Origin of the sequence: Candidatus Nitrotoga fabula (assembly GCF_905221025.1) — a bacterium.
In the GTDB taxonomy this organism is placed as follows: domain Bacteria; phylum Pseudomonadota; class Gammaproteobacteria; order Burkholderiales; family Gallionellaceae; genus Nitrotoga; species Nitrotoga fabula.
The window spans coordinates 1-18,203 of the sequence record NZ_CAJNBL010000010.1; the positions used below are offsets into that span (position 1 = coordinate 1).

Consider the following 18,203-nt stretch of genomic DNA (forward strand, 5'->3'; position numbering starts at 1 on the left):
TTCAAGGCCCATCATTTGGCTTAGTTCGGCAGATAAAACACCTCGATCTGGTCCTTATGCCTTGCGAATCAGGCCTTGACCGGCATGCCGTAATGAACCCGAAGGTTGTCGAGGATCAATAACACCTTCTTGTCGGCGCCCTTGATGAGGCGCCGCAGGAAGTCGATCAGGATGCCGACATTGAGCGCGCCCTCGAAAATCTTCCAGCGCATCGTCCCTTTGTTGTTCACGCTGGAGATGATGGACATACCTTCCCACTTGCTGTTGATGCAAACGACCGGTGTTTCCTCTTGGGGGCAAAGCTTCCCCAAAAAATTAAGGTAACGTTTACTGGAAAAATCTCGGAGTCGATTAAACGGTCTATGGTTCGGGTTCGTGCCAAATTTCTACTGAGTTTTCCAGTTTTGAGCATAGTGCTCTTTTCACCCGATATTCGAGATTGCTGGGGTCAATCTGCAAAGCCTGCTCAAAATACAATCCACTTTTCCCATAATCCTGAAGTTTAAAATAACAGGTGGCCAATTCACTCAAGGGAAATACATCCAGGAGCCGCTTGTCATATGCAATCGCATGTTCAGGGCTGCCAAATGGCCAACTGAGAATGCAGCAATGATAAAGGCTGAAATTCCGGGATGGAAGGACTGCTGAAAATCCGGATGCCCGGAAGTGCCCCGTGTGCGAGGCTTCTTTACGAAAGATACAGTTTTACCGAAACATCGGAAGATGCCTGGTAGGCACGATTGGACTCGAACCAACGACCCCCACCATGTCAAGGTGGTGCTCTAACCAGCTGAGCTACGCGCCTGTATGCCGAATTAGAATTGTAACCGAATTGCCGGGATGGTTCAAATTTCACCGGGGCATGCCGGGTACTACAAGGCTACCGCAGATTACAGGCACGGCAAGCCCATGCGCCTCGGCTCACATTGCTGTGGTCCGGGCGGCAAGGTGGCGTAAAATGCACGTTTTGTTCCTGCATGAATTTCTCTGGCTACCTAATTATGACCATACGCACACGTTTCGCACCCAGCCCTACCGGCTATCTGCATATTGGCGGCGCACGCACCGCACTATTTTCCTGGGCTTATGCCCGCAGGCACAAGGGAGCCTTTATCCTGCGCGTAGAAGACACCGACGTAGAGCGCTCGACGCCCGAAGCAGTGCAGGCCATTCTGGATGGCATGGCATGGCTCAACCTGGATTACGACGAAGGCCCGTTCTATCAGATGCAGTGCATGGGCCGATACAAAGAGGTCATCCGCAACCTGCTCGACCAGGGCTTGGCCTATTACTGCTATGCCTCTTCGGAGGAACTCGATGCGATGCGCGAGGAGCAACGTGCGCGCGGAGCCAAACCGCGCTACGACGGCCGCTGGCGGCCGGAGCCGGGCAAGGTGCTGCCGCCTCCCCCATCAGGCGTAAAGCCGGTCGTGCGATTCAAGAATCCCGTATCCGGCGTGGTTGCATGGAATGATCTGGTAAAGGGACAGATCGCATTCGACAATGAAGAACTGGACGACCTCATCATTGCGCGGGCCGATGGCACCCCCACCTATAATTTCTGCGTGGTGGTGGATGACTGGGACATGAATATCACCCATGTGATCCGCGGCGATGACCATGTCAACAACACCCCGCGCCAGATCAACATTCTCAGGGCACTGGGCGCCAGCGTGCCCCAGTACGCGCACCTGTCGATGATACTGGGGGACGACGGTCAGAAGCTTTCCAAACGGCATGGCGCAGTCAGCGTGATGCAGTATGAAGAAGACGGCTATCTGCCGGAAGCAGTCATCAATTACCTGGCCAGGCTGGGATGGTCGCACGGCAACGAAGAAATCTTTTCGGCGCAGCAGTTCTGCTCCTGGTTTGACCTTGACCATATCACTCCGTCCGCCGCGCAGTTCAACACCGAAAAGCTGAACTGGCTGAACCAGCACTACATCAAACAGGCCGACAACGGAAAGCTGGCAAAACTGGTTGCCCCCCGCCTGCACGCTCGGGGAGTGCTGATCAGCTCCCGACCCGACCTGGAATCCATCATCGCCCTGTACAAGGAACGGGTGGCAACCCTGAATGAGCTGGCAGACGCAGCGGAGGTCTTCTATATCGACCTGCACCCCAACCAGGAGCTGCTCGATGCCCAGCTTTCTGCCGAAGCGCTGCCCGCCCTGCGCGACCTGGCGGAACACCTGAAGGACACCCCCTGGGAAACCGCGGCCATCGGAGCCGCGATCAAGGGAACCATCACCCGGCACGGGCTGAAAATGCCCAGACTGGCCATGCCGCTGCGGGTGATGCTAACCGGGCAGACACAGACGCCATCGGTGGATGCCGTAATTGCCCTGTTCCCGCGCGAAGAAGTACTGGCGCGACTGGCGCGATATATTTAGCATTTAATCGGGCATCCGCCTTTACAAGGACAGGCCCGATCATTATAATGCGCGCACCTTTCGGGGGTATAGCTCAGCTGGGAGAGCGCTTGCATGGCATGCAAGAGGTCAGCGGTTCGATCCCGCTTATCTCCACCAGAATGGTAACAAAAAGCCCTTTAGTCCCCATCGTCTAGAGGCCTAGGACACCGCCCTTTCACGGCGATAACACGAGTTCGAATCTCGTTGGGGACGCCAGACATATCTGCGTATTAGTTTTTACACCTGCCTGTTATTTGTATCTGCTCCCTACCCGGGATTGATTCCGGAGTATATTTCCAGAACGCAGGTCATCCCCTGCTAAACCGTTACCGCACATGGCTCATTTCACGAATTAGAAGAAAATTCACTGCTGACGGCCAGGGCATTTCAATCCCCCACCGGCTCCATTTGATTCCGCACCGGTTCCTGCGCTGAATAAACCCGGCATGGTTTCCCACAGCCTACCCAGACTGCAATTCCCCCTCAGCCTTGAATTCCGCCTGTAATGCAACGTACAGCATATTTTAATTGAGATCACTGATAAAATTAGCTTGTTTATCATATAACCCATTTCTTCAACGATCATGACGGATCCCACTATGCCCAATGACCTCCCCGCTCTTGAAGATAAGCTTGAGTGGCAAACAGAGAAAATGCGTATTCTTGAACATATATGCAAGTGTGAAATGCCTCACATTATGGGTGTCCATGGGGACTGGGGCAGCGGCAAAACCAGTTTTATGCGTCAACTGGAAAAACTCTTGAAAGAACGCTTACTACCTAACGGCGAACCACTCGACCTTCCAGATACAATCATCCCTATCTGGTTCGATGCATGGCAATATCAAAATGAACCGGTTCCGGTTGTCGCCTTGCTCCACGAAATACGCCGTCAGATGCAAGGCATTGAACGGTTGAAAGCTAAATTCGAGGAAATAGGTACAATCGCTCTCTACTCCTTATTAGACGGGGTCTCTGGTATAAGCAGGGCAATCGGCCTAGAGGGGATCAGTGCCGAAAAAATCGAGCAACACGCTGAAAAATGGGAACAGCAACACCACGCACAAGCCCTCGCCTCTGACACCATCCGCAATCAATTAAAAAAAACCATTCAATGCCTGTTGCCCACAAAAGAATACCGCCTGGCGGTATTCATCGACGACCTCGATCGATGCAACCCGAAAGCCGCCTTTCGCTTGCTTGAAGGTTTAAAAATTTACCTCAGCATTCCCAATTGCGTATTCATCCTAGGCATGAACGAAAGAATTCTGGTGGATGCAATACGCGAGGAAATCTCCGCACCCAAAGATACCTCCGGGGAAGAACTTAAACTTCGTGCGGCCCATTATCTTGAAAAAATTTGTACTGACATCTACCGGTTGCCCATTCCGAACGATCCCCTGAAATTTTTATTACATTTTATACCAGACGAAAACCACAAAACCGCTCTACGATGTGCGATTCTCAATAAAAAATCCGATTCAAAGCCAGCGATTCCTTGTCTGCCCCCCAACCCGCGCCGACTCAAGGCGTTAGCCCGTCAATGGCTCTGTTTTTCGCAATACCTGGACTTTCCAGAAGAAAACACCGAACAGCAGAAATACTGGGCGGCGCGCATACTGATTGCAGCTTATGTACATCAATTTCACCGGGATCTGTGGGAACGCTGGCATTTCAATCCAGATTTCTTCATGCAAATCTCGGCATGGTGCAATAACCAGATCACCGAGGAAACTCACGACAAGTACAAATGGATCGGGGCGCTTAAACTCTCCGGAAAGCAAAATAACGACGGAACATGGACATCCGGGTTTCCTAATCCAGGCGATATCGACACTTTCTGGATGGACAGCCTGATCAATGAACATCCCAACCTTGTTGCGCGAGATTTCACGTCTTTGCTGAATCGCACCCGCTTACTCCAAACCTCATCATGACCATCAAACCGCTCGACCCCTCCCTGCCCAAACTTTGGGACGACTTCACGCTACGCCCCTATCTGGGCGAAATCCGTCGCCGCCACGGCATCGTCGAAACGCTTGCGCTGCCATCCATGCGCGACTTACCGCCGCTTCGAATTGAAACCACTTTTGTATCACCGCTATTATCTGAAAAACAGGTATATCCGGACACCGACCCCAGCCAATGGCCCAAAGGGCAAAATCTACTGGATGCATTGGGAGCTTCCCAGCAATTGGTCGTTCTGGGCGACCCCGGTGGCGGCAAAACCACGCTGAGCAAGTGGCTGGCGTGGCGCCTGTCATCGGGGTTAACCTCGCCTCTTCCTCCTGTTCTTGAAGGGCGCATGCCGCTGCCTTGCATTTTGCGTGAAATGCCGCCAGCAGCGTTTACACCAGATATGACTTTACCCGATCTAGCGGGTCTGATGGCAGACATATTGCTCGGCGTCAAAGCCGACGACAACCTCAAAGCCAGCCTACACGCGCGTATGCGTTCAGGACATTATGTCCTCATCCTGGATGGCGTAGATGAAATCCCCGTCGCACACAGAAAAATCGTTGCCGAATGGATCAAACAGGCAAGGTTTCAGAAAGCCTGCGTACTTGCCACCTCCCGGATCGTTGGCTATAAAGACTGCCCGGTTGACCGCAGCATTCCAGAACCCGATGATGACCTGAAAATCCAATCCTATCCGAGCTCCCATGGAGAGCTGCCAGTTTGGCTGGATGCAAAAACAGATATACCCGGGTTCGAGAAATGGGCGAAAATCCTTTACCTGATGCCATTTGACCAGCACCGCATCAACATTTTCGCTGAAAACTGGTACCGGCAACGCTGCGGAACGGAACTGGAAGCAAAACAAAAAACCGAGGATCTGCTTGCCTCTTTAACGAAGTCGGAAGCAACCAGGCAATTGGCCCGCACCCCCAACCTGCTCAGCCTGATGGCCATTGTGCATCGCGAACGCGCCCATCTGCCGGATGGCAAGGCACTGCTCTATGATGAGATTGCCAACGCCTACATCAATACCATCGACCAGCAACGCAATATCCTGCCTGGGGATGCCCTTGCCCCTTATGGATGGAAAGAACGCAAGACATGGCTGGCTTATATCGGCTTCCAGATGCAGCAACTCCGAATGAATCCAGACATAACAGAGTTTCCGATAAGAGAAATAAGCGACGATGGCCTTCTGGCACAAAAAACAGACGTGGAAGCATGGCTGGCAGAAGCCATGGAAGATTCTGGAGTAAAAGCTCCAATTTCAGCTGCAAGAGAATTTCTCGCGTGGGTGGCGCGCCGTAGCGGCCTGTTATTACCTCGCGGAGAAGATCGCTATGCCTTTGTACACCTGAGCTTCCAGGAATATTTCTGCGCCTGCTACCTTGATTCCCGCATCGTAAGGCCCACCTTCTTTTCCGGGAACACGACAAACCCAGACTCGGTTAACCCAAAAAATCTGCGTACCTGGAGTGGACTTTCCATCTGGCGCGAAACTTTTGTTTACCTTTTTGAACTTCTCTCAGCAGAGCGCGGCTCCGACTGGGTAGATGCCCTGGCAGATATCCTGTTTAGCCAAAGTTCTGATAAAAACCGGGATTTCGAGAAAAATCTTGGGACGCTTACTGGACTCATTCTCGCGAATCAACACATCCGCAGCAACGGAAAATGGAAAGAACAGCTAAAACATATTGATTTTCGCGGCACTTCTGTCTCCGACCTCTCGCCTCTGGCAGGGCTAGGAAATCTGGAGACGCTTGATCTTGAGAGCACTTCTGTCTCCGACCTCTCGCCTCTGGCAGGGCTAGGAAATCTGGAGATGCTTAATCTTGAGAGCACTTCTGTCTCCGACCTCTCGCCTCTGGCAGGGCTAGAAAATCTGAAGACGCTTTTTCTTAGTAACACTTCTGTCTCCGACCTCTCGCCTCTGGCAGGGCTAGGAAATCTGGGGATGCTTGATCTTAGGAACACTTCTGTCTCCGACCTCTCGCCTCTGGCAGGGCTAGAAAATCTGAGGGTGCTTTTTCTTAGTAACCCTTCTGTCTCCGACCTCTCGCCTCTGGCAGGGCTAGAAAATCTGAGGGTGCTTTTTCTTAGTAACACTTCTGTCTCCGACCTCTCGCCTCTGGCAGGGCTAGGAAATCTGGGGATGCTTGATCTTAGGAGCACTTCTGTCTCCGACCTCTCGCCTCTGGCAGGGCTAGAAAATCTGAAGACGCTTTTTCTTAGTAACACTTCTGTCTCCGACCTCTCGCCTCTGGCAGGGCTAGGAAATCTCTCAATCCAGTATGAGTGATTATAACCTGCGCTCAACCATTAACAGACGAACAGCTGTTCCAGATACTGCAGCGCCAGTCTCGCAGCACTGGGGTATGCTACTGCGGGCTGGCCAAAATACAACGCAATTGTTACACACTGTTTGCACGAGGTAAGCTTGTAGCATATCAGGGGAATCTTACGGGTGTCAGGAATGTAGTCTGCCAGAAAAACAGGGAATCCCCAGGGAAATCGCAATCTGGAAGAAGACTGCTGTTTCAGACCGAATTCCAATCAAGACTCGGCGTTGATCCGCCATCTTAGAAACCTGAAGCACCGGATAGCTGCTTGTTAAACACTTCACCGGGGCATTGCACCCCTGGGGATGGAAACCTGCGGCAGGCAACCCATACTCCGCCTGCCGCAAATTTTGGGAACGAAAGCGGATTTTTATTTCTTCTTGATTTTTGCGCTGGCAACTGCGTCTTTCAATTTGCTGCCAACCTTGAACTTGACGACATTTTTGGCAGCAATCTTGAGCTCCTTGCCGGTGGCCGGATTGCGACCGACCCTGGCAGCACGCGTTTCAACGGCAAACGTGCCAAAACCAATCAGCTGAACGTTGCTTCCTTTGGTCAGCGAGGTCTGAATCGTGGCCATCAATGCGTTCAGGGTTTCCTCCACGCTGGCCTTGGTCTGCTTCGTGGATTTGGCTACTGCATCAATCAGCTCGGTTTTATTCATAGTATTGACTCCCTAGTGGTTGAAAAGACGGTGCACTGTACCAAGTCATGCCATCAATTACAAGAAATTATAAAAACTATTCATGCGTTGAGTAACATTTTTTTAACAGATGGCGTGGGTTTTACCCATTTAAAAACCTATTCTGCAAGGAACAAGGCCGAAAAACACCGCACAACAACCCAGGAGATGGCGGCACGGACCAATATAACATTTTGATTTATAATAATCTAATATTTACCACCCTGATCATTCTCCACCAACGATCCGGTTTGCGGCTACCGTCACGCCAGCCTTTAACCACGCCAGCAGCAAAAACCCTCGTGAATGCAGCATTTATGCCATCAGGATGGCGTCGCATGCCAGAGCACCTCCATCCCGGCTTCGCCCGGCTGTGCCTGGTACGTGCTGGCTATGGCTATGCCGGGAATGCACACCAGGACATCACCGCAAAACAGCAGCGGCAGTGCATCGCGTTGCCAGGGCAATATTTCATGCTGCTGCAGCAGATTTTTCAGGCTATGCTGGCGACTCGCAGCCCCCATGCGAATGCGCTCTCCTCCCCTGCGTGGACGTATCCTGATTTCCCCGGGGTGGAGTTTGTCGAGACGGATGCCCTGCCCGGTGACCGGCATGAAAATAAGCGTGCCATGGGGAACAGGCAGGGATATTTCGGGTTCGCCATGCCAGACCAGGCAGAAATCTGCCACGGGCGGCAGCGCAGGCATGGTATAGGCACGGTTGCGGTATCGCCGCATTTGCCAGCCCTGCCAGTCGATGCACAGCTGTGCATCGTCACGCGCATTGCACAATTGCCGGTGCATTTCTTGTAACCGCGTGCTGTCCGGGATAGGCGCACCCTGTACGGCCAGAAAATAGCGCAACAGATTTTTGCCGCGGGCAATCTCCAGCGCGCGCAGCTGGCTTACCTCCAGACGATGATCTGCAACCGCTTCGCGCGCATCCTGTCTTGCCAGTTCGTCCAGCAGCCCGGCCGCTTCGGCAAACAGCCGCGCGCTGCGTGCGAGCGTTTTCCGGCAGGCGGGGAAACGCTGTTCCAGCAGCGGAAGAATGCGGTGACGCAGGAAATTGCGCGGGTAGGCTTCATCGGCATTGCTTTCGTCTTCGACCCATTGCAGGGCGTGCTGACACGCATAGTCAAGCAGCCGGGAGCGCGGCACATCCAGCAGCGGTCGCAACAGGACCGGCGCACCTGCGCGATGCTTCACCGGCGGCATGGCGCTGGCTCCGCGCACGCCTGACCCGCGCAACAGTTGCAGCAGCAGGGTTTCCGCCTGATCATCCTGGTGGTGCGCCAGCGCCAGATAATCCGCCTGTTGTTGCGAGAGCGCATCGTGCCGCAGCTTGCGTGCCGCCGCCTCGATGCCCAGCGAGCGCAGCGGCTGGATGTCCACCCTTTGAATTTGCAGCGGCACGCCGTATAACGCGCATAGATCCCCGCAGAATGCTGCCCAGTCGTCTGCCTGCGAGCTGATTCCATGATGCACGTGCATTGCACCTAGACGCCATGCAAAGCGCAGGGAAAGCTGGTAAAGCAGGTGCAGCAGCACCACCGAATCCAGCCCGCCGCTCAGGCCGAGCAGGATGGAGCTGCCGCGGGGAATCAGGGGGGCAAGGACTTCGGCGACGTGCCCGGACAGGTCAAAGTTCGGTTTCCCTGAATTTGCCATAGCCCATGATGCGGTTGAAACGGGCTTGCAGCAGCTCGTCCATGGATTGGGATTGCACCTGCTTGAGCACCTCCTGCAGGTTTTTTTTCAGGGTTTGCATCATTGCCTGGGCATCACGGTGTGCGCCCCCGGTCGGTTCGCTGATGATCCTGTCTATCAGCCCCAATGCTTTCAGCCGGGTTGCGGTGATGCCCAGGGTTTCTGCTGCATCGGCGCATTTGTCCGAGTTTTTCCACAGGATGGCGGCGCACCCTTCCGGCGAGATGACCGAATAGGTGGCGTATTGCAGCATCAGCAGAGCGTCCCCGACTGCAATGGCCAGCGCGCCCCCGGACCCGCCCTCACCGATGATTGTGCAGATGATCGGCACGCGCAGTTCTGCCATGACATACAGATTCTTGCCGATGGCTTCGGACTGGCCGCGCTCTTCGGCGCCGATTCCGGGATAGGCACCCGGCGTATCGATGAAGGTCATGACCGGAATACCGAATTTCTCCGCCAGGCGCATCAGCCGCATGGCCTTGCGGTAGCCTTCGGGACGCGGCATGCCAAAATTGCGGTATTGCCTTTCCTTGGTATCGCGCCCTTTCTGGTGGCCGATGACCATCACGCTCTGGCCTTTGAAACGCGCCAGCCCACCGACAATGGCCGGGTCATCTGCAAAGGAACGGTCTCCGTGCAGTTCCTGAAAATCGGTAAACAGGTGCTGGATGTAATCCAGGGTATAGGGCCGCTGCGGATGGCGTGATACCTGGGAAATTTGCCATGGGGTGAGTTTGGCGTAGATCTCCTTGGCAAGGGCAAGGCTTTTCTGTTGCAAGCGATTGATCTCGTCGGAGATATCCACCGCCGAATCGTTATGCACAAAACGCAGTTGCTCGATTTTGTTTTCCAGCTCGGCAATAGGCTGCTCAAAATCCAAAAAAGTGGCTTTCATAAATTCCGTAATGGTTTGCTTGTTGAAATGATACCGTATCCGGCCCGTTACCATCCAGAAACATCCGGGGCTGCGGGCGTAGCAGAATGTCCCGGCCAGTTCGGGCGCTCACCGGCGATGCCGGGCAGTGGATTGCTCCGGCATGGTTCTTCCTTATCCGCCAGCCGGTCCGGGAATCGCTCATCCCCGGCATTTTACCAGTTGACCCGGACCGGGGAAATTCTTGCGGGAGCGGTATTTTATTTTAACTACCGCAACGCGTATTTCTCCAGGGGCTTTGCCAGCCGCCATAGCTTCCATGCCGCGTTATTTTTCAGTACAAACCGGTAACCGAGCCTTGCGCCGGGCAGATCCAGCGATAGCTGCCTGACCCTTCCGTTGCGCAATGCTTCCCACAGCGGAACCAGATACCCCTGTTCCAGGCGCAGGACGGAATCGCGCCAGGCATGCAGGTCGCCCTGCAGCAGCGGACGCTGCAAACCTTCCCAGGCAACCAGCATATCGCCATCCAGGGCAGGCAGGCGGGTCCAATCTCCCGCTGCCGGCCCGGGATCAATACCAGCCGTGCGGGCAAACGCCCCCGCCAGGAAACTGTCACCGCAAACCCGTTCGTAAGGCGAAGCGATTTTCCCTGTCGCTCTTCCCCCGCCCCATAGCCACACGCTATTGACAGGCAGATCGCCGCGCGTCTCGCGCGTTCGGTTTACCTCATGATCAAAAAAGATCATCTGGATTTCATTGAATATCTTGTGCCAACGCAAGGCATCCTTGCCTTTCGGCAGGTGCATTTGCACGCCTCTGCCGGATGCCTGGGCCAACGGGGTAGTCACAATTTCCGGAGCATTTTCCACGCGCAGGTACCAGCGCTGCGGGCTGGGCGCGAAAAAATGCAGGCCATCGGCATTAAAATGCAGGTTCAGGCTGGCGCACAACTGTGCCGCCTCTTCCGCGCCCAGCACAAGATCGGGTTGCAGAAGCAGCTGCGTGCGCCGCATCTGCAAATGCACCGGGTCCGCGCGCAGCCAATAGCCGTCTCCCGGCTGCATCCCGTCTGCTGTCAGGGTAACTAGTGCGATGGGTTCATCCTGCTGCCGTTCCATGACGAATTTCTGGCAAAGCCATTGTTCCAGCGTGTCACATGAATACCCATTCTCCGGCAGCGGTTGCAAAGTGGCTCGCGCCAGCATTTTTTCCAGAAACGGCACCGGCAACCCGGCGCAGGCATCGGCACAAATCTCCTGCGGCAAAAACAAGCCGGGAATAACAATGTCTACATTTCTCATGGCGAATTGACCCGAAAAACAGGATGCGAAGCGGAAGCAGCCCGGCTGTACCCCTCTACACCGCTGAAATGGAACAGGAAGTCGCCGCAAAGCCAGCCTTGCACGGCGAACGGCATGTTATTTGCGGAAAGGAAATTTTCTGCGGGCGCCCGTTTCCCGCCCCACGATGCGCCCTCTTGTGGCAAACTAGCACACAATCTGTTTCCCATTTTTTCAGGCATTCATAATTTGCGTCCTTACGAACTCTTTATCGGTCTGCGTTATACCCGTGCCAAGCGGCGCAATCATTTTATCTCCTTTATTTCGCTGATCTCCATGCTGGGCATGGCCCTGGGCGTGGCCGCGCTGATTGTTGTTCTCTCCGTGATGAACGGCTTCCAGAAAGAGATCCGCGCGCGCATTCTGGGTATTGCGCCTCACCTGCAAATCAGCGTGGAAGGAAGCTCCATGTCCGACTGGCAGCCCGCACTGCGACTTCTGTCCGGATACCCGCAGATTGCGGCTGCTGCGCCCTTCGTGAACGGGCAGGGCATGTTGTCGTTTAACCAGAATGTGCAGGGGGTCATGGTACGCGGCATTCTGCCACAGGATGAGCTCAAAATTACAGACCTGACCGACAAGATGAAGACGGGTTCGACGGATGCATTGCAGGAAGGCGGCTTCGGTATTGTGCTGGGCTCCGACCTTGCGCGCACGCTGGGGGCCAGGCTACATGACAAGGTTTTGCTGATCTCGCCGCAGGGGCAGATTACCCCGGCCGGGATGATGCCGCGCCTCAAGCAGTTTCGCATAGTCGGCATATTCGAGATCGGCATGGCACCCTACGACAGTTCGCTTGCGCTGGTTCATCTCAAGGACGCCCAGAAGCTCTATCAAATGAATGATTCTGTCAGTGGCGTCAGCGCCCGCCTGCATGACCTTGACCTCGCCCCGCAGGTAGCAGCCGAGATTGCGCAGCACCTGCCTCTCACCCAGTATGTCAGCGACTGGACGCGCCAGCACGCCAACTATTTCCGCGCGGTACAGATCGAAAAAAAAATGATGTTCATCATTCTTTCCCTCATTGTGGCGGTAGCCGCATTCAACATTGTCTCCACGCTGGTGATGGCCGTTACCGACAAGCAGTCCGATATCGCCATTCTGCGCACGCTGGGTGCCTCTCCTGCCAGCATCATGAAGATATTCATCGTCCAGGGCGCACTGATCGGCCTGATCGGCTCAGTACTGGGCGTAACGGGCGGCATCCTGCTATCGCTGAACATTGATACCGTCGTTCCATTCATTGAAAGAATGCTGGGCATGCAATTTCTTTCCAAGGATGTATATCTGATCAGCGAATTGCCCTCGGACCTGCAGCGCAAGGATGTCCTGACCGTGGCGGGCTTTTCCTTCTTCACCAGCCTGCTTGCGACGCTGTATCCCAGCTGGCGCGCATCCAGGACGCAACCGGCGGAGGCGCTGCGCTATGAATGAAATTGTCATTTCCTGCCATGGCTTGCGCAAAACCTTTGTACAGGGCGAACTGAACGTGCCGGTGCTGAAAGGTGTCAACCTGGACGTCATGCGCGGCGACCGCATCGCCATCCTGGGCAGCTCCGGCTCCGGTAAGAGCACCCTGCTCCACTTGCTGGGCGGGCTGGACAGGGCCAGCGAAGGCAGCGTCTCCATTCTCGGACAGGACGTACAGGCCATGAGTGAAGCGGAACGCGGCATTCTGCGCAACCGGACACTGGGCTTTGTGTACCAGTTTCATCACCTGCTGGCAGAGTTCACCGCGCTGGAGAACGTGGCCATGCCGCTTCTGATCCGGGGCATGAACCGGGAACAATCCGCTCCGGTTGCAGCCCGTATGCTCGAGCTGGTCGGCCTCGCCCAGCGTACCGGGCACCTGCCTGCCGAACTGTCGGGCGGCGAGCGACAGCGGGTCGCCGTCGCGCGCGCGCTGGTGACCGAACCTGCCTGCGTGCTGGCAGACGAGCCGACCGGAAATCTGGATCGCACCAGCGCGCAGGCATTGTTCGAACTGATGCTGGAACTGAATACCCGGTTGCACACCAGTTTTATTGTAGTCACCCATGACCTGGAGCTGGCGGGAAAAATGCAGCGTCAGCTTCGCCTGATGAATGGAGTGCTGCACGAAACCTGACGCAGCGTAATCCTTCCGCAACAGAATCCGGAAAGTTACGATGACGGAACCACGGAAACCTGCAAACGCTCTTACGGGCTGATCCGGCCTGCATGCAGCGCCTGATGTGGACAGGACGGGACGTCGACCGGACTCTCCGGCATGGCCGTCCTGATATCCCCCTACGGTTTCAGTACGAAATCGACGCGATTCGGCTTGCCCTGATCTTTTTGATCTTTCGCCACTTTCCCGGGAGCCACCAGGAACATTCTTTCGTTCGACACTTTCCCACGTTCTTCCAGATGCCGTTTGACTACCAGCGCGCGGCGCTCAGCCAGTGCCTTGAGTTCATTTTCCCCAATCGGCGCGTTGATATACATCAGGTTTTCCATTTCCTTCGCCGGAATGGATTTCGGCAAGCCGATGAAATTGCGTGGTTTGGAGAAACTTTCCGCCTTGTAGGCGAGTTTCAGATATTTTACATATTCATCAGGCCCGACCGTCACCTCTTCAGGGTTAACAGACTCATCGCCCCCCAGTTTCAGCTTGAGAATTTTTTGCGCCTTGACCTTATTTGCAATATAGACACGCCGCGCGCCATCCAGGTCTGTAACCGGATCATAGCGGCCCATGATTTCCAGTTTAAGCGCAGGACGGTCGTTCAGCGCCTTGGACAAGGTGGCAAGCCTCGTCTCTGCCGCAGGCGACAGGTTGCTCAGACCGGGTTCGAACTCCACATAGGCCAGTTCGTCTCCTCCGCCTAGAGCCGCAGCCAGCAGTGAAAACGGTGAGATGATCGCTTTGGTCAGCAGGTTGATGATAACCTTGAAAATAAGCCCGCCGATGCTAAATTCCGGGTCGGACAGGGAACCGGAAATCGGCAGGTTGATATCAATCTCGCCGCGGCTGTTTTTTAACAACGCAACGGCAAGCAATACCGGCAGCTTGGTGGCATCCGGGCTGTCCACCTTTTCGCCAAAGGTCAGCTGATCAATAAAAACGTTGTTGCTGGCATCCAGCTTGCCATTCTGGATGTTATATTTGACATCCAGTGACAATTTTCCCTTTGTGACCGGGTAGCCGGCATATTTCGCCGAATAGGGAGCAAGCCGCGTCAGCTCGATCCCCTTGGCATTGGCTACCAGATCGAGGAAAAGCTGGGCACCCAGCGGATTGAGCTTGCCGGTAATGGCCAGCGAGCCATCATCGTCAATCTTTCCGTTCATGATGACATCCGCCGGCGTGGGATCATCCGAGGCAACCTTGGAAACCGATCCCGCCAGCCCGGTCAGATTGGCAGTGTAGCTAGGCTTGATGAAATTGTCCGTAAAGTTGATGTTCCCGTCCTGCAGTGTAATCTGTCCGATGCGAATCAAGGGTCTTGAATCGGCGCTCTGGCTGCCTTCCACCTTTCCGGCATTTGGTTCCTGCTGGGCTGCGCGGGCAGGCATGGAGGTGCCGGACAATCCTTCCGCTGGCGGCAGCTTGCCCGGAGAAGGTGCGGATTGCGTCAGACTGGTTGGTTTGGATTTTCCCTGGTCGTTTTTTACCAGAATATCCTGCAGGTTAAGGTGTCCATCGGTATTGACAATGATCCGTGCATAAAAATCGGAAAGCGCGATATTGCCAAGAGAAACTGCCAGCGGATTTTTCTGCGTATTGACCTGGGCGTTGACATTGCCGAAATACAGCGATTTCCAGCTCACAAAATCATCCCCGGTAATTTTATCCAGTGTATGGATATCCGCCAGGTTGAGCGAACCGGCATAGCTGGCGCGAACCGGGCGATGTTCCGGAAGTTGCAGCATCAGTTTACCCTTGGCACCTATGCTTCCGCTGGTGAAAACGGCATTAATCTGATCGGCAAAATACGGCTGGAATGCATTCACTGCCAGTCTCTTTCCATCGATTTGCAGATTTGCGCCAAACGGGCTCAAAGTCAGGCTGCCGTTCGCGCTCAGGGTGCCACGCTTGTTGTGGCTGAGTTTCAGGCTCAACGGGGAGGGGGAAGCGGCAGTACCTGGCGGTACCAGAGCAAGGTTTCCTAGGGTTATATCGACATTGCTCAACTGCTGCACTGCCGGTTTTCCTTCATTCCTGGAGGCCACCTGTTCGTCAGCAAACTGGAGATCTGATTGCTCGATTTTCAATTGTTTTAATGCAGCCTGCCATGGCCTGGATGCGACAGGGGGGACACTTTCCGTTGCGGGTTGCTTACCGGACCCGGAGCGATCAGCAAGCATCGACATCAGATCAATTTTCCCATCGGGGTCGCGCTTGACCCTGATTTTTGCGGCATTCACGGTAACGCCGTCCAGCGTGGCAATTTGCTTTGCCAGATCGAACTCCAGCCCATCGAAGGCAATATCGCTGGCAGAAATGCTGTTGTTTTTTTCCTTTGGCAATTTTACCTGGAGGTTATGCAGGCGGACGCTGGCTTGGGTGAACAGCAGATTGATTCCTGTATCAGGCCACGCAAGCTGGTAAGGCAGTTTGGCATCCAGCAGCGTGCCCCCCAGATCTGCTGTGAAGAATGGGGCAAAGTATGGACGCAGGTTTTGCGGCTTCAGGGATGTGATCACCACCTCGCCCTGCATGGACTTTCGGCGGAGCGACAAAGACCCCTGATGATCCAGAATCTCGCCCGCTTCCGTTTCCAGCCGGGCATTAATCTGCGCAGGAAAATCAATGTCAGTGCGTAGCTTGGACAGGCTTGCATCCAGGCGCTTGACCACCAGCGCTGCAGGGCCGAAGGCAGGGTCGGTTGTCCCATCGCCCCAGCTCAAACGCCCGTTCACAATTTCGGCACGTTCAAGCGAAAAGACAAACGGCTGGGGCTGCGATTTTTCAGGAGATGGTTTAGGGGCGGCCGGCTTGCTGTCCCGCCCTGTTGCAGGCAGTTTGAACGCATGCAGCAAATTAAAGGAGCCATCCTTCATCCGGCTTACTTCTATGTCAGGCCCTTCCAGTTTAATCTGGCGCAACCTTGCCAGATTGTTCAAAGGTTCCACTCTATCCAGCAGAACCGTAAGTTTGTCCCACTGGATCAGCGGTGCTCCTGATTTTTCCTGCAGATGCAGCTTGCGTATGCCGGCCTGTCCACTGAGAACAACCTTTTTCGAGCTGCTTGTCTGTTCAAAACCAAGGTTCAGGCGCGTATCCAGCAAACCGGAAGTCAGCTCGAAATTAAGCGGTACCGGAACAAAAGGCATGTACGCCGGAAGCGCCAGACCATCAAGATTGATCTGCACGAAAGTTTCAATGGACGACGTAAAGGGCTTGGATTTCCCCTTGATCACAAGTGGAGTGCCATTGATCTTCGCGCTGAAGGCAGGCAATGTGAAAATTTCGACCTTGTGCGGCAAATTAGATAGAAACGGGATGGACAAATTCAGATCGGAAATGGCATGGCGTGATTTCAGCACGCGATCGTCATAATCGATGCGTCCCTGCTGGACACTGATATTATTAAAAGAAAAGTACGAAGGGGGTTCATCCGGCTTCTGTTTAGCCAGTTTTTCCAGAATCCTGTTTACGATGTCAGAGAAATTGAAAAGATTCTCCCCGGTACGGATGATGCGCACAACCGGTTTTCCGATCCGGATTTCGTTCACTACTGGCGCCAGATGGATAATGCTGGCCGTAGAAAGATTGGCATAAAGTTCATCTATGGCCAGGATCTTTGCCCGCTGATCCAGTTCATAGACGGAGATGTCACGTATCGTTGCCGTCAGCCCGAAGGGATTGATCGAGACTTCCCCGAAATCTACCCGTCGCCCGATTTCTTCGCCAATTTTTTTGGCTACGAATGATTTGACTATCGGGGGGCCGACAAAAAACAGAAGAGCGCAAAAAACAATAAAGACAATAGCAGCGATCCGACCCGCCGATAACAGCCTGCGTTTGCGCTCAGGGGTGAGGTTCAATGCAAGTTTGTTCATAGCAGTGGGTGTCATTTGCCATCCTGTCAGGCCATGCTCAGGCCGCTTAACTGCGCACCACAGGCGCAGATAAAGATACAACCAGCCCAGGCTGCAATGCCATTAACTGTTTCACATGGCGGCAGATGGCGTCCGGCCGTAAACTGGTATTTTCAGTGCGCAATCCCCCTGCGGGGAACATGGGGGGAAAAATACGAACCCGACGCTCCCCGTGAAAAAACGATTTGCCCGGAAAAACAGAAAGATTGCCGGCAAAAACAGGGGCATGTACAGCGATCAAGGATCTTTCAGAAATTTTTTCTTCCCGCCGGTTTAACGGGGATCTAATTATCCGTGTATTCCCAGATCCGGAATCCCGAGTCTCAGGATTCCGAAGCAACCATCAGCGACGAGAAATAATGGCACCCAGAAGAAGGCCTACTGCTGCGGCAATACCCACGGCCTGCCAGGGGTGAACATGCACATAATTATCGGTCGCCGTGGCAGCTGCCTTGGTTTTTTCGACTACTGCAACCTGGGCATTACCCAGACGTTCCTTGGCAGCCTGCAAGGATTCCCCTGCCTTGGCCCGCGCGGCCGCTATTCTTTCCCCTGTCTGATTGGCAGTTGCCTTCAGCAACTCCTCTGCATCTGCAACTACGACTCTCAAATCATCCATGAGCTTCTCCTTTGAAATATCCACTGTTGCGGTTGTCACTCCAAACGTACTTCCTGAAGTTTTTGCTTCTGGCATGTTCATGATCCAGTTCCTTCCATTAAGAAACGCCCGTGGCGTTAGGGTTTTACTCCTGTAATCACCTAAACCGTTTTCACTATAACAACCAAAACTGATCAAAGCAAGCATGTTCATGGC

Annotated in this window: 12 protein-coding genes, 3 tRNA genes and 1 pseudogene; 7 read left to right on the forward strand and 9 right to left on the reverse strand. The window is 54.2% G+C overall.

The genetic code is table 11. The features are described from left to right. Positions 1-71: 71 nt before the first annotated feature. The 3 genes and pseudogenes from KJA68_RS03920 to KJA68_RS03925 form a co-directional block, all read right to left on the reverse strand. A pseudogene (locus KJA68_RS03920) lies at positions 72-296 on the reverse strand (transposase); the annotation flags it as partial. A 64-nt stretch (positions 297-360) separates the two neighbouring features. After that, positions 361-531, reverse strand: a complete 171-nt coding sequence (locus tag KJA68_RS11095; RefSeq protein ID WP_420887626.1) for a tetratricopeptide repeat protein — start codon at positions 529-531, stop codon at positions 361-363. A 197-nt stretch (positions 532-728) separates the two neighbouring features. Beyond that, positions 729-805 (reverse strand) — tRNA-Val (locus KJA68_RS03925). 196 nt (positions 806-1,001) lie between these two features. Here KJA68_RS03925 and gltX point away from each other — a divergent pair. The 5 genes from gltX (at position 1,002) to KJA68_RS03950 (ending at position 6,672) form a co-directional block, all read left to right on the forward strand. Further along, positions 1,002-2,393: a glutamate--tRNA ligase gene (gene gltX / locus KJA68_RS03930; RefSeq protein ID WP_213035637.1), complete on the forward strand. Its 1,392-nt coding sequence runs from the start codon at positions 1,002-1,004 to the stop codon at positions 2,391-2,393. 62 nt (positions 2,394-2,455) lie between these two features. Continuing rightward, positions 2,456-2,531 (forward strand) — tRNA-Ala (locus KJA68_RS03935). A 23-nt stretch (positions 2,532-2,554) separates the two neighbouring features. Then, positions 2,555-2,630: transfer RNA gene (locus KJA68_RS03940), tRNA-Glu, on the forward strand. Between the two features lie 383 nt (positions 2,631-3,013). Next, the gene (locus KJA68_RS03945) at positions 3,014-4,351 is read left to right on the forward strand and encodes a KAP family P-loop NTPase fold protein (protein ID WP_246487052.1); all 1,338 of its coding nucleotides are present in this window, start codon (positions 3,014-3,016) and stop codon (positions 4,349-4,351) included. Next, on the forward strand, positions 4,348-6,672 hold the full coding sequence (locus KJA68_RS03950; protein ID WP_213035639.1) for an NACHT domain-containing protein: 2,325 nt from the start codon (positions 4,348-4,350) through the stop codon (positions 6,670-6,672). The genes KJA68_RS03945 and KJA68_RS03950 overlap by 4 nt, the downstream gene beginning before the upstream one ends. A 410-nt stretch (positions 6,673-7,082) precedes the next feature. Here KJA68_RS03950 and KJA68_RS03955 read toward each other — a convergent pair whose 3' ends face one another. The 4 genes from KJA68_RS03955 to KJA68_RS03970 form a co-directional block, all read right to left on the reverse strand. Beyond that, entirely contained in the window at positions 7,083-7,376 is a 294-nt protein-coding gene (locus KJA68_RS03955) for an HU family DNA-binding protein (RefSeq protein WP_213035640.1), read from the reverse strand. Between the two features lie 341 nt (positions 7,377-7,717). Then, entirely contained in the window at positions 7,718-9,064 is a 1,347-nt protein-coding gene (gene tilS, locus KJA68_RS03960) for a tRNA lysidine(34) synthetase TilS (RefSeq protein WP_213035641.1), read from the reverse strand. Further along, entirely contained in the window at positions 9,036-10,001 is a 966-nt protein-coding gene (locus KJA68_RS03965) for an acetyl-CoA carboxylase carboxyltransferase subunit alpha (RefSeq protein ID WP_213035642.1), read from the reverse strand. Before KJA68_RS03965 ends, tilS begins: the two co-directional genes overlap by 29 nt. A 248-nt stretch (positions 10,002-10,249) precedes the next feature. After that, entirely contained in the window at positions 10,250-11,284 is a 1,035-nt protein-coding gene (locus KJA68_RS03970; protein WP_213035643.1) for a hypothetical protein, read from the reverse strand. A gap of 228 nt (positions 11,285-11,512) precedes the next feature. On the opposite strand from KJA68_RS03970, the gene KJA68_RS03975 reads away from it, so the two are divergent. Next, positions 11,513-12,757 carry a lipoprotein-releasing ABC transporter permease subunit gene (locus tag KJA68_RS03975; RefSeq protein ID WP_246487059.1) on the forward strand — a complete coding sequence of 415 codons (1,245 nt, stop codon included), beginning with the start codon at positions 11,513-11,515 and terminating at the stop codon, positions 12,755-12,757. Further along, entirely contained in the window at positions 12,750-13,430 is a 681-nt protein-coding gene (lolD, locus tag KJA68_RS03980) for a lipoprotein-releasing ABC transporter ATP-binding protein LolD (protein WP_213035702.1), read from the forward strand. The genes KJA68_RS03975 and lolD overlap by 8 nt, the downstream gene beginning before the upstream one ends. A gap of 161 nt (positions 13,431-13,591) precedes the next feature. Here the strand turns inward: lolD and KJA68_RS03985 are convergent, their stop codons facing one another. Together KJA68_RS03985 and KJA68_RS03990 are read right to left on the reverse strand one after the other, a co-directional pair. After that, a complete protein-coding gene (locus tag KJA68_RS03985; RefSeq protein WP_213035644.1) occupies positions 13,592-17,365 on the reverse strand; it encodes a DUF748 domain-containing protein in 3,774 nt (1,257 codons plus the stop codon). A gap of 367 nt (positions 17,366-17,732) precedes the next feature. Further along, positions 17,733-18,008 (reverse strand): ElaB/YgaM/YqjD family protein, encoded by a 276-nt coding sequence (locus KJA68_RS03990; protein WP_246487053.1) that lies wholly within the window; start codon positions 18,006-18,008, stop codon positions 17,733-17,735. Positions 18,009-18,203 lie beyond the last annotated feature (195 nt).